We start from the raw sequence: 13,316 nt of genomic DNA, 5'->3' as shown, positions 1-13,316 counted from the left end.
TGATGCTTGGAGGGATACAGGATGAGTTTGGTTTCGTTCGACCAGTTTGAGTGCATGACCGATGAAGCGCTTGTAGAACAAGCGAAAGAGTTCGATAACAGCGATGCGCTCGAATTTTTGATCGAGCGGTATCGAAATTTCGTACGTGCCAAAGCCCGTTCTTACTTTTTGATTGGGGCAGACCGCGAAGACATCATTCAAGAAGGAATGATCGGTCTCTATAAGGCGGTACGGGATTACCGAACGGATAAGCTCGCCTCGTTTAAAGGATTTGCCGAATTATGCATCACGCGACAGATGATCACTGCGATCAAGACGGCGACACGTCAGAAACATATCCCGTTGAACTCGTACATCTCGCTCGATAAACCGATCTATGACGATGAATCGGAGCGGACGTTACTTGATATCATCACGTCGACAGCACCTTCTGATCCACAAATCTTGATCATCAACCGGGAAGAATACGCAGACATCGAATCGAAGATGGATGAGATTCTGAGCGACCTCGAACGGAAGGTCCTCGCGCTCTATCTCGACGGACGGACGTATCAGGAAATCTCTGACGACCTCGATCGTCACGTCAAATCGATCGACAATGCCTTGCAACGTGTCAAGCGCAAGCTTGAGCGATATCTTGAAGCACGAAAGATGACGGTCTAACAGAGAGGTAGATTGACCGTAATCCCTTCCTATGCTACTGTATAACTAGCGCCTTACTAGCGAGACGCCGCTCATAGGCGTTTTTTTTTACGCTCTTTTTCGGAAGGAAAGTACCTTAACAGAAGAGAAGAGTGGCAAAGAAGGAGGACTTTGAGATGGCGAAGAAAGTAGGCCTTGCTTGTGATAATTGCGGTGCCCGCGACTATACGACGATGAAAAAAGAGGACGTCACTGTCCGCTTGGAATTGAAGAAATTCTGCCGTCGTTGTAACGCGCATACGATTCATAAAGAAGCGAAATAAGGCTTCATCTGTCCCGATTTATTACATCCTGGAGGGAAAGTACGATGAAATTTTTGCGTGACGTATGGAATGAATTGAAAAAGACGAGCTGGCCAAAACGGAAAGAGCTGACGAAATACACATTGACGGTCATCGGTATGGTGATCTTCATGGGTGTCTTCATCTTCGGCGTCGATTCAGGGCTTAGCGCATTGATGAGCTGGTTGATTAAGTAAAAAGAAGAGGTGGCCTACCATGGAGAAACAATGGTTTGTCGTCCAAACGTATTCCGGATTCGAAAACAACGTCAAGGCGAACCTTGAACGTCGGATTGAATCCATGAACATGGACGAAAAAATCTTCCGTGTACTCGTTCCGATTGAAACGGTACAAGAAGAAGTAACGAACAAAAAGGGAGAAACGAAAATCAAGGAACGTGAAGTCAAGATCTTCCCGGGGTATGTCCTCGTCGAGATGGTCATGACGGATGATTCTTGGTATGTCGTCCGGAATACTCCGAACGTCACGGGCTTCCTCGGATCAGTCGGCGGCGGTTCAAAACCGACACCGCTCCTTCCGGAAGAAGCAGAAAACATCCTTGGATCAATGGGTCTCGTCGATCTGAAGAGCCGTTACGACTTCTCACTCGGACAAATCGTCCGAATCAAAGAAGGAGCTTTCGAAAATCTCGAAGGTACGATCGAGGAGCTTGATACAGATGCTGAGAAAATGAAAGTCTCTGTTGATATGTTCGGTCGCGAAACGAAGGTCGAGCTTGATTTCGCACAGGTCGATAAAATCGATTAAGTTTCCTATTGCGAATGTTTTGTTTTAATGATACAATTTTTCGTGTTTGATGTTGTGCTTATTTCGATAAATAACTCGTCGAATAGAATGAGTGGGAGGACGCGCAACGTCCAATTAAACCACATTAAAGAATTAAGGAGGTGTGTCTCGTGGCGAAGAAGGTTATGAAACTCGTAAAACTTCAAATTCCTGCGGGCAAAGCAAACCCAGCTCCACCAGTTGGACCGGCACTCGGTCAAGCAGGTGTGAACATCATGGGCTTCTGTAAAGAGTTCAACGCTCGTACACAAGACCAAGCCGGCTTGATTATCCCTGTAGTCATCACGGTTTTTGAAGATCGTTCATTCACATTCATCACTAAAACTCCTCCAGCAGCAGTTCTCTTGAAGAAAGCAGCTGGAATTGAGAGTGGTTCAGGTGAACCGAACCGTAAGAAAGTAGCGACTGTCAAACGTGACAAAGTTCGTGAAATCGCTGAAACAAAAATGCCAGACCTTAACGCATCATCTGTTGAAACAGCAATGTTGATGGTTGAAGGTACTGCACGTTCTATGGGTATCGTAATCGAAGACTAATGTCTTTTTGATTACCATGAACAACGATGAGGGTCGCAGGCGGATAGTTTCTTGAAGCCTGCTACCCTTTCATTATGTGGGAGGATTTTCCGCACAACCACAAAGGAGGAACCTAAAATGGGTAAGAAGTACAAAGAAGCTGCTAAGCTTATCGATCGTACGGTTTCATACGAACTCGCAGAAGCTGTAGATTTGACTAAAAAATCTGCAACTGCGAAATTCGATGAGACTATCGAATTGGCTGTTCGTCTCGGAGTAGATCCGAAGAAAGCAGACCAACAAATCCGTGGAGCAGTCGTATTGCCACACGGTACTGGTAAAACACAAAAAGTTCTCGTCTTCGCGAAAGGTGAGAAATTAAAAGAAGCGGAAGCTGCTGGAGCAGATTACGCTGGTGATGCTGAGTACATCAACAAAATCCAACAAGGATGGTTCGACTTCGACGTTATCGTCGCGACACCAGACATGATGGGTGAAGTTGGTAAACTTGGTCGCGTTCTCGGACCAAAAGGCCTCATGCCAAACCCGAAAACAGGTACAGTTACATTTGACGTCACAAAAGCAATCAACGATATCAAAGCTGGTAAAGTTGAGTACCGTGTCGACAAATCAGGTAACATCCACGTTCCTGTCGGTAAAAAATCATTCGATAACGAGAAACTCGTTGATAACATCAACACAGTTATCGAAACTCTCGTAAAAGTTAAGCCTGCTACTGCTAAAGGTGTATACCTTAAGAACATCGCGATCGCTTCTACAATGGGTCCTGGTGTAAAAGTATCTTCAGCTGACTTCGCGAAATAATTTCGTCTAAAACGAACTTGACAACGTTCTAAGAACGCTGTTACAGTATAAAACGTTGATATATTTCGACATACCGTAGACAGAAGGTGCTCACATGGGCATAAATCCTTCCGAGGTGTTCTTGCTCAGAGAGCCTGTTTGTTCAGGTATCCTTTTTGACGATTACGCCTCCTCTGCTCTGCAGACGGAGGCTTTTTATTTGAAATCGAGCAGCCCCTCGCACCGGTACATTTCATCTACCAGGAGGTGCAACAGAAATGGCAAACGAAAAAGTTATCGCTGTCAAAGCGGATCTCGTATCTGAGATCGCTGAGAAACTCCAAGCGAGCGCAGGAACAGTTGTCGTCGACTACCGTGGTCTCACAGTAGAAGAAGTCACTGAACTTCGTAAACAACTCCGCGAAGCGGGCGTTGAATTCAAAGTTTACAAAAACGGTCTCCTCCGCCGCGCGGCAGTTCAAAGCAACCTCGAAGGTCTTGATGAAGTCTTCACAGGTCCTAGTGCGATCGCCTTCAGCAATGAAGATGTTATCGCGCCAGCTAAGATCTTGAACGACTTCGCTAAAACGCACAAGGCTCTCGAACTTAAAGGTGGTATCATCGAAGGCAAAGTCACTTCAGTAGAAGATGTCAAAGCCCTTGCGGAACTTCCATCACGCGAAGGTCTCCTTTCGATGCTCCTCAGCGTGCTTCAAGCGCCAATCCGTGGACTCGCGGTGGCAACGAACGCAATCGCAGAGCAAAAAGAAGAACAATCTGCTTAATTTCTGCTTAGCGGGATAGGCAACCAACACAATTTTCACACCCCAACGTGGGCTAAATCAAAGGAGGAAAACCATAATGGCTTTCAACAAAGAGCAATTTATCGAAGACCTCAAGGGCATGACTGTTCTTGAACTTAACGAACTCGTAAAAACAATCGAAGAAGAATTCGGCGTATCAGCAGCAGCTCCAGTAGCAGTTGCAGGTGCTGGCGCAGGCGCAGCAGCTGAAGAGCAAACTGAATTCGACGTTATCCTTACTAACGCTGGATCTGGTAAAATCAACGTCATCAAAGCAGTTCGCGAATTGACTGGTCTCGGTCTTAAAGAAGCGAAAGCTCTCGTAGACGGAACTCCAGCACCAGTTAAAGAAGGCGTTTCGAAAGAAGACGCTGAAGCAATGAAAGCTAAGCTTGAAGAAGCTGGCGCTACTGTAGAAGTTAAGTAATTTTCTTCTTCCGTAGAAACAAGAGAAGCTCGCATTGCGAGCTTCTTTTGTTTTCATCTTTTACATGAGAGGGGAAGGAAACATGGCGGATCATTATTATACGAATGACCCTTCATCGAAACGAGATCCGAAGACGTGGGAATATGTCCTGCGTGGTCAGACGCTCCGCTTTACATCGGACCATGGTGTCTTTTCGAAGAATGGAATCGATTTTGGTTCCCGTCTGTTGATCGAGGCATTCACGGAACCGGCTGTAGCGGGAGACATCTTGGATGTCGGTTGCGGATACGGACCGATGGGCATCGCGCTTTCGAAGTCGACGGGTCGTCCGGCACACTTGATCGATGTCAATGAACGGGCGCTCGAACTAGCGGCAGACAATGCGCGCGCGAACGGTGTTTCCGTGACGACCGGTGTGAGTGACGGGTATGATGGGGTAGGCGAATCGACATTCGCAGCGATCGTGACGAATCCACCGATTCGGGCGGGAAAAACGGTCGTTCATCGTATTCTCCGGGAAGCGTATGATCATCTTGTCGTCGGCGGCGAGCTTTGGGTCGTCATTCAAAAGAAACAAGGTGGACCATCAGCGAAGAAATTGATGGAAGACGTATTCGGTATGTGTGAGACAGTTACCCGCGATAAAGGGTACTCGATATTTAAATCAATTCGGTCTTGACAAATCGAAGGATTTGTCGTTGACCGCATGTTGTGTCTATGATAGTATTATAAAATGCCATTGGAGTGATTTTTGGATAAGATGTTTGAAAGCAGCTGGCGTTCTCGACTACAGATGATTGAGTAGACAAGACGTCGCTTTTTTGCGCTTATCAATCAAAAAATGGCTTCAATGTTCGATATTACACCCGTCCTTCTCTATAAGAAGAAGTGGGTCTGAGAGGTGAATCAGTTGACTGGTCAACTTGTTCAGTACGGTCGTCACCGTCAGAGAAGAAGCTATGCACGTATCAGCGAAGTATTGGAACTTCCAAACTTAATCGAGATTCAAACGAATTCGTATGAGTGGTTCCTGCGGGAAGGTCTTCGTGAGATGTTTCATGACATTTCGCCGATTTCCGATTTCACAGGGAATCTCGTATTAGAATTCATCGACTACTCGCTCGGAGAGCCGAAGTATTCGATCGATGAATCGAAAGAGCGCGACGTGACCTATTCGGCACCACTACGCGTTAAAGTCCGTCTTCAAAATAAAGAGACGGGTGAATTGAAAGAACAAGAAGTCTTCATGGGTGACTTCCCGCTTATGACGGAGTCGGGAACATTCATCATCAATGGAGCGGAGCGCGTAATCGTTTCGCAGCTTGTTCGTTCGCCAAGTGTTTATTACAACAATAAGTTAGATAAGAACGGTAAGCGTGGATTCTCCGCGACAGTCATCCCAAACCGTGGTGCATGGCTCGAGCTCGAGACAGACGCGAAAGACATCGTTTATGTTCGCATTGATCGCACGCGTAAGATTCCAGTAACGGTTCTTTTACGTGCTCTTGGTTTCGGTACGGATCAGGAAATCATCGATCTTCTCGGTGATGATGAGTACCTCCGGAATTCACTTGAAAAAGATAATACGGAATCAACGGAAAAAGCCCTCATCGAGATTTATGAGCGTCTACGTCCGGGAGAGCCGCCGACAGTCGAAAACGCAAAAGCGTTGCTCGTGTCGCGCTTCTTTGACCCGAAACGTTATGATTTGGCAAACGTTGGTCGTTATAAAATCAATAAAAAGCTTCATCTTAAGAACCGTCTCTTCGGTCAAAAACTCGCGGAAACGCTTGTTGATCCTGAGACAGGTGAAGTCATCGCGGAAGCAGGAACGGTCCTTGATCGTCGTATGCTCGATAAAGTCCTTCCATTCCTCGAAGGATCCGTTGGTTACATCGAAGCGACGCCTACAGGCGGCGTGACGCAGGGTGAGGCTTTCAACTTACAGTCAATCAAGGTGTTCGCACCGGACGATGCTGAAGGTGAACGCATCATCAATATCATCGGTAACGGTAACATCGATCGTGACATCAAGCACATCACGCCTGCTGACATGATTGCTTCCATCAACTACTTCTTCAACTTGTTGCATGAAGTCGGTACGACAGACGATATCGACCACCTCGGTAACCGTCGTCTTCGTTCAGTCGGTGAGCTGCTCCAGAACCAATTCCGGATCGGTCTCTCACGGATGGAACGTGTCGTTAAGGAACGGATGTCGATTCAGGATCAGAATGCGATCACGCCACAGGCATTGATCAACATTCGTCCAGTTATCGCATCGATTAAAGAGTTCTTCGGTAGCTCGCAGTTGTCTCAGTTCATGGACCAAACGAACCCGCTTGCGGAATTGACGCACAAACGTCGTCTTTCAGCACTCGGACCTGGTGGTTTGACACGTGAGCGCGCTGGTTTCGAAGTTCGTGACGTACACTACTCGCACTATTCCCGTATGTGTCCGATCGAAACGCCAGAGGGACCAAACATCGGTTTGATCAACTCGTTGTCTTCGTACGCGAAGGTCAATGAGTACGGCTTCATCGAAGCGCCATATCGTCGTGTCGATCCGGAAACGGGCGTTGTCACGGATGAAATCCACTACATGACTGCTGACGAAGAGGATCTCTACGTCGTCGCACAGGCAAACATGTTGTTGACGGAAGAGAAGACGTTTAAAGATTCACACGTCCTTTCACGTTTCCGTGGACAAAACTTGTCTGTCGAACCAGCACGTGTCGATTACATGGACGTTTCACCGAAGCAGGTTGTATCTGCCGCAACGGCTTGTATCCCGTTCCTTGAGAACGATGACTCGAACCGTGCCCTCATGGGAGCGAACATGCAACGTCAGGCCGTCCCACTTCTGAACCCGGAATCTCCGATTGTCGGTACAGGAATGGAGTACGTGTCTGCGAAAGACTCAGGAGCCGCTGTCGTTGCGAAGCACGCAGGGATCGCTGAGCGTGTCACGGCGCGTGAAATCCTTGTCCGTCGTACGACGGAAGTCGATGGCAACATCGTTGAAGGGGAACTCGACCGTTACAAGATTCAAAAATTCATCCGTTCTAACCAAGGAACGTGTTATAACCAAAAACCAATCATCAAAGCAGGCGACCCAGTCGATAAAGGCGAGATCCTTGCAGATGGTCCATCGATGGACGGTGGGGAACTTGCGCTTGGTCGCAACGTACTCGTCGGTTTCATGACATGGGATGGTTACAACTATGAGGATGCTGTCATCATGAGTGAGCGTCTTGTCAAAGACGACGTCTACACATCGATTCACATCGAAGAATACGAATGTGAGTCGCGTGATACGAAACTCGGACCGGAAGAAATCACACGTGATATTCCGAACGTCGGTGATGATGCCTTGAAAAACCTCGACGATCGCGGAATCATCCGCGTCGGTGCGGAAGTCAAGGACGGCGATATCCTCGTCGGTAAAGTTACGCCGAAGGGTGTAACGGAATTGACAGCGGAAGAACGTCTTCTTCATGCAATCTTCGGTGAAAAAGCACGTGAAGTCCGTGATACATCTCTCCGTGTACCACACGGTGGTGATGGAATCATCCTCGACGTCAAAATCTTCGACCGCGATAATGGGGACGAGCTCTCACCTGGTGTCAACCAGTTGATCCGTGCTTACATCGTTCAGAAGCGTAAGATTCACGAGGGTGACAAAATGGCGGGTCGTCACGGTAACAAAGGTGTTATCTCGCGTATCCTTCCAGAAGAAGACATGCCGTACATGCCAGACGGTACGCCAATTGACATCATGTTGAACCCACTGGGGGTTCCATCACGGATGAACATCGGGCAGTTGCTCGAGCTTCACCTCGGGATGGCAGCACGTCAACTCGGCATCAAAGTCGCATCACCGGTATTCGATGGTGCGCGTGAGGAAGATGTTTGGGCAACGATTGAAGAAGCAGGTATGGATCGCGACGCGAAGACTGTCCTTTATGATGGTCGTTCGGGTGAAGCATTCGATAACCGCATCTCTGTCGGTGTCATGTATATGATTAAACTTGCTCACATGGTCGATGATAAACTTCACGCACGTTCGACAGGACCATACTCACTCGTCACACAACAACCGCTCGGTGGTAAAGCCCAGTTCGGTGGTCAGCGTTTCGGTGAGATGGAAGTATGGGCACTTGAAGCATACGGCGCAGCCTACACGCTCCAAGAGATCCTTACAATCAAGTCGGATGACACGATCGGTCGTGTTAAAGCGTACGAAGCAATCGTCAAAGGTGAGAATGTACCACAACCGGGCGTACCGGAATCGTTCCGAGTCCTCATTAAAGAGCTTCAATCCCTCGGTATGGACGTCAAGATGATGTCTGCTGATGATGAAGAAATCGAAATGCGCGACGAAGACGAGGACAATATCCCGAACGCGACTCCAGCACTCGAAGAAGTTCAAGCGCCTGTCGCACCAGTTGTTACTGAAGAGGAATAAGCGAAAGGGAGGTCCACCCCTTGGTAGATGTTAATAGATTTGAATATATGCAAATCGGCCTCGCTTCCCCCGAAAAGATCCGTTCATGGTCTTTCGGGGAAGTGAAAAAGCCGGAGACGATCAACTATCGTACACTCAAACCGGAGAAAGACGGTTTGTTCTGTGAACGTATCTTTGGTCCAACAAAAGACTGGGAATGTTACTGTGGTAAATACAAACGGATCCGCTATAAAGGAATCATTTGTGACCGCTGTGGCGTTGAAGTCACGAAGTCGAAAGTCCGTCGTGAGCGCATGGGTCACATCGAGCTCGCAGCACCGGTTTCGCACATCTGGTACTTCAAAGGAATTCCTAGCCGTATGGGACTCGTCCTCGACATGTCACCGCGTGCGTTAGAAGAGATCATCTACTTCGCGTCGTACGTCGTCACAGATCCAGGCGAATCGACACTTGAGAAGAAACAACTCCTTTCAGAGAAAGAATACCGTGCATATCGTGAGAAGTTCGGTCGTTCGTTCACTGCTGAAATGGGTGCGGAAGCAGTTCGTAAATTGCTCCGTGACGTGGAACTCGATAAAGAAGTCGCTGCATTACGTGAAGAGCTTCGTATGATTCAAGGACAACGTCGTACGCGTGCGATCAAACGCCTTGAAGTCCTCGATGCGTTCCGTAACTCAGGCAACAATCCAGAATGGATGGTGCTTGAAGTACTTCCAGTCATCCCACCGGAACTTCGTCCGATGGTTCAACTCGATGGCGGACGTTTCGCAACGTCTGACTTGAACGACTTGTACCGCCGCGTCATCAACCGTAACAACCGTCTCAAGCGTCTTCTTGACCTTGGCGCTCCGAACATCATCGTTCAGAATGAAAAACGGATGCTTCAAGAAGCAGTCGATGCTTTGATCGATAACGGTCGTCGTGGTCGTCCAGTCACTGGACCAGGTAACCGTCCACTTAAATCACTTTCACACATGTTGAAAGGGAAACAAGGACGTTTCCGTCAAAACTTGCTCGGTAAACGTGTCGACTACTCTGGTCGTTCAGTTATCGTCGTTGGTCCAAACCTGAAGATGTATCAATGTGGTCTTCCAAAAGAAATGGCCCTTGAGCTCTTCAAACCGTTCGTCATGAAAGAACTCGTCTCTCGTGGCATCGCACCGAACATTAAGAGTGCGAAACGGAAAATCGAGCGCGTTCAACCTGAAATCTGGGATGTCCTCGAAGAAGTCATCCGTGAGCATCCGGTTCTCTTGAACCGTGCACCGACACTTCACCGTCTCGGTATCCAGGCATTCGAACCAACGCTCGTCGAAGGACGCGCGATTCGCCTTCACCCACTCGTATGTACGGCGTACAACGCCGATTTCGATGGTGACCAAATGGCGGTTCACGTACCACTTTCGGCAGAAGCACAAGCAGAAGCGCGTCTTCTCATGCTCGCTGCACAAAACATCTTGAACCCGAAAGACGGTAAACCTGTTGTTACACCATCGCAGGATATGGTCCTCGGTAACTACTACCTCACGCTCGAGCGCGAAAACGCGATCGGCGAAGGTAAAATCTTCTCGACAGTGAACGAAGCGCTCATCGCTTACCAAAATGGTTATGCGCACTTCCATACACGTGTTGCGATTCCAGCCGGCGTTCTGAAAAACCCGACATTCACGGAAGAGCAAAACGAGAAATTATTGATTACAACAGTCGGTAAGTTGATCTTCAACGAGATCCTCCCAACGACGTTCCCTTACTTGAACGAACCAACGATGACGAACCTTCAAGAAGCGACGCCAGACAAGTACTTCCTTGAAAAAGGAACAGATGTCGCGGCAGAACTGAAGAACCGTCCGATCATCGACCCGTTCAAAAAAGGATTCCTTGGAAATGTCATCGCGGAAGTCTTCAAACGGTTTGAGACGACAGAAACAAGCCGCATGCTCGACCGCATGAAAAACCTCGGATTCAAACACTCGACTCGTGCCGGTATCACGGTAGGGATCGCGGACATCATCGTTCTTCCAGATAAACAAGAAATTCTTGTTGAAGCGCAGGACAATGTCGACCGCGTCATGAAATCGTACCGTCGTGGTCTCATCACAGAAGACGAGCGCTATGAGCGCGTCGTTAAATCGTGGAATGATGCGAAGGATGAAATTCAGTCTCGTCTGATGAAATCCCTCAACCGTCTCAACCCGATCTTCATGATGAGTGACTCCGGTGCCCGTGGTAACGCGTCGAACTTCACGCAGCTCGCTGGTATGCGTGGACTCATGGCCGCTCCAAGTGGACGGATCATCGAGCTCCCGATCAAATCATCGTTCCGTGAGGGTCTAACGGTACAGGAATACTTCATCTCGACACACGGTGCGCGTAAAGGTCTTGCCGATACAGCCTTGAAAACGGCTGACTCAGGTTACCTGACTCGTCGTCTCGTTGACGTCGCTCAAGACGTCATCATCCGTGAAGATGATTGTGGAACGGATCGTGGTATCCGCGTCACAGCACTCCGTGAAGGAACGGAAGAGATCGAAAGCCTCTACGACCGCCTCGTCGGCCGTACTGCATTCGAAAACGTCGTTCACCCAGAAACAGGAGAAGTCCTCGTTTCAACGAACGAACTCATCGATGAAGACATCGCTCGTGCAATCACGGACGCAGGTGTCGATAACGTTGAGATCCGCACTGCCTTCACATGTAACACAAGCCATGGTGTCTGTAAGAAATGTTACGGACGCAACTTGGCAACAGGCAACGACGTCGAAGTCGGCGAAGCTGTCGGTATCATCGCGGCACAATCAATCGGTGAGCCAGGAACGCAGCTTACGATGCGTACCTTCCACACAGGTGGGGTTGCCGGGGATGATATCACACAAGGTCTTCCGCGTATCCAAGAGTTGTTCGAAGCGCGTAACCCGAAAGGTCAAGCGGTCATCTCGGAAATCGATGGTCAAGTCATCGACTTCACGGAATCGCGTGACAAACGTGAATTGACGGTCCAAGGACTCAGCGAAACCCGCACATACACGATCCCATTCGGTTCGCGTCTACGTGTTCAGCTCGGGGACGAGGTCAAAGCCGGTCAAGTCTTCACGGAAGGTTCGATCGATCCGAAAGAACTCTTGAACGTTAAAGGTGTATCCGGCGTTCAGAACTACTTGCTCCAAGAAGTTCAAAAAGTATACCGGATGCAAGGGGTTGAGATCGGTGACAAACACGTCGAGGTCATGGTTCGCCAAATGATCCGTCGCGTACGTGTCATCGAGTCTGGTGAGACTTCACTCTTACCAGGTTCGCTCGTCGATATCAGCACGTTCAAGGAAGCTTGTAAAGAAGCGCTCCGTAACGGGAAAGCTCTCGCTTCGGCGAAACCAGTTCTTCTCGGTATCACGAAAGCGTCACTTGAAACAGATTCATTCCTATCGGCTGCGTCGTTCCAAGAAACGACTCGTGTCCTTACGGATGCAGCGATTAAAGGGAAGAGCGACTACCTTCGCGGCTTGAAAGAGAACGTCATCATCGGTAAGTTGGTTCCAGCTGGTACTGGGATGGCACGTTACCGTCAGATCGATCTCGAAGTAGCTGGCGAAGCACCTGTAGAAGCCGATTCTCCGGTAGAATAAAACGCCTTGACACGCCGGTATGGCGGTGCTACTATGATATAGTGTTGCCAACCGGCTGTGTTATTTTGGAGGATATCTTCATGTCTTACAAAAAAGTAGTCGGCGCAGATTTGAAGTTTGTCGGTCAAAAGCAAACGCTCAAAGCATTGCGATCTGGCAAGGCGTCGGAAGTGATCATTGCGGATGACGCAGATGAACACGTAAAACAAGCATTGCTCGATGCGGCGAAACAAGCTAACGTTCCAGTCGTGAATGTTCCTTCTAAGCAAGAGCTTGGAAAAGCTTGTGGAATCGATGTCGCAGCAACCGCTGTTGCCATTAAGAAAGTTTGATAATGCGTTTTGTGTGGCGATGGAATGCCTGAGCCACGCAAAACGTTTCATTATGACTTTCGATGAACCACCCGGCTCGGTGGTTTTGAAATTTGTCATGAATTCAGGAAGGGAGGATCTCAAAGATGCCTACTATCAACCAATTAGTCCGTAAAGGACGTCAATCAAAAGTTGTGAAATCAGATTCGCCAGCGCTGAACAAAGGGTACAACAGCTTCATTAAAGCTCGTACTGACATCAGCTCACCACAAAAACGTGGTGTTTGTACTCGTGTAGGTACAATGACTCCGAAGAAACCGAACTCGGCTCTTCGTAAATACGCACGTGTACGTTTGACGAACACAATGGAAGTAACAGCTTACATCCCAGGTATCGGCCACAACCTTCAAGAGCACAGTGTTGTTCTTATCCGCGGCGGCCGCGTAAAAGACTTACCAGGGGTACGTTACCACATCGTTCGTGGTGCGCTTGATACAGCTGGTGTTGACGGCCGTATGCAAGGTCGTTCGAAATACGGTACTAAACGTCCTAAAGTTAAAAAATAATCTAGATATCTT

At 48.5% G+C, this 13,316-nt stretch carries 13 protein-coding genes and 1 other annotated feature; all 13 genes read left to right on the top strand.

The features are described from left to right. The first annotated feature begins 21 nt into the window (after nt 1-21). Complete coding sequence (gene sigH / locus AYO36_RS16005) at nt 22-663, top strand: RNA polymerase sporulation sigma factor SigH (protein ID WP_029343084.1); 642 nt, start codon at nt 22-24, stop codon at nt 661-663. A gap of 155 nt (nt 664-818) precedes the next feature. Continuing rightward, entirely contained in the window at nt 819-965 is a 147-nt protein-coding gene (gene rpmG, locus AYO36_RS16000) for a 50S ribosomal protein L33 (RefSeq protein WP_023466603.1), read from the top strand. 44 nt (nt 966-1,009) lie between these two features. Then, a complete protein-coding gene (gene secE / locus AYO36_RS15995; protein ID WP_023466605.1) occupies nt 1,010-1,180 on the top strand; it encodes a preprotein translocase subunit SecE in 171 nt (56 codons plus the stop codon). 19 nt (nt 1,181-1,199) lie between these two features. Beyond that, a complete protein-coding gene (nusG, locus tag AYO36_RS15990; protein ID WP_023466607.1) occupies nt 1,200-1,751 on the top strand; it encodes a transcription termination/antitermination protein NusG in 552 nt (183 codons plus the stop codon). 149 nt (nt 1,752-1,900) lie between these two features. After that, entirely contained in the window at nt 1,901-2,326 is a 426-nt protein-coding gene (gene rplK / locus AYO36_RS15985; protein WP_023466609.1) for a 50S ribosomal protein L11, read from the top strand. Between the two features lie 117 nt (nt 2,327-2,443). Beyond that, complete coding sequence (rplA, locus tag AYO36_RS15980) at nt 2,444-3,130, top strand: 50S ribosomal protein L1 (protein ID WP_064300983.1); 687 nt, start codon at nt 2,444-2,446, stop codon at nt 3,128-3,130. A 55-nt stretch (nt 3,131-3,185) separates the two neighbouring features. After that, nucleotides 3,186-3,337, top strand: a sequence feature (ribosomal protein L10 leader region). A gap of 50 nt (nt 3,338-3,387) precedes the next feature. Next, a complete protein-coding gene (gene rplJ / locus AYO36_RS15975) occupies nt 3,388-3,894 on the top strand; it encodes a 50S ribosomal protein L10 (RefSeq protein WP_023466611.1) in 507 nt (168 codons plus the stop codon). 76 nt (nt 3,895-3,970) lie between these two features. Further along, nucleotides 3,971-4,339, top strand: coding sequence for a 50S ribosomal protein L7/L12 (gene rplL / locus AYO36_RS15970; RefSeq protein ID WP_023466613.1), 369 nt, complete (start codon nt 3,971-3,973; stop codon nt 4,337-4,339). Nucleotides 4,340-4,421: 82 nt separating this feature from the next. Next, nucleotides 4,422-5,018, top strand: coding sequence for a class I SAM-dependent methyltransferase (locus AYO36_RS15965; protein ID WP_023466614.1), 597 nt, complete (start codon nt 4,422-4,424; stop codon nt 5,016-5,018). 231 nt (nt 5,019-5,249) lie between these two features. After that, nucleotides 5,250-8,807 carry a DNA-directed RNA polymerase subunit beta gene (gene rpoB / locus AYO36_RS15960; protein WP_064300988.1) on the top strand — a complete coding sequence of 1,186 codons (3,558 nt, stop codon included), beginning with the start codon at nt 5,250-5,252 and terminating at the stop codon, nt 8,805-8,807. Nucleotides 8,808-8,827: 20 nt separating this feature from the next. Further along, entirely contained in the window at nt 8,828-12,427 is a 3,600-nt protein-coding gene (gene rpoC / locus AYO36_RS15955) for a DNA-directed RNA polymerase subunit beta' (protein ID WP_050677143.1), read from the top strand. 80 nt (nt 12,428-12,507) lie between these two features. Next, nucleotides 12,508-12,759, top strand: coding sequence for a ribosomal L7Ae/L30e/S12e/Gadd45 family protein (locus AYO36_RS15950; RefSeq protein ID WP_023466620.1), 252 nt, complete (start codon nt 12,508-12,510; stop codon nt 12,757-12,759). Between the two features lie 125 nt (nt 12,760-12,884). Continuing rightward, the gene (gene rpsL, locus AYO36_RS15945; protein ID WP_023466621.1) at nt 12,885-13,304 is read left to right on the top strand and encodes a 30S ribosomal protein S12; all 420 of its coding nucleotides are present in this window, start codon (nt 12,885-12,887) and stop codon (nt 13,302-13,304) included. Nucleotides 13,305-13,316 lie beyond the last annotated feature (12 nt).

Origin of the sequence: Exiguobacterium sp. KKBO11 (assembly GCF_001644945.1) — a bacterium.
Classification (GTDB): domain Bacteria; phylum Bacillota; class Bacilli; order Exiguobacteriales; family Exiguobacteriaceae; genus Exiguobacterium_A; species Exiguobacterium_A abrahamii.
This window is presented reverse-complemented; position numbering and strand designations above follow the sequence as displayed.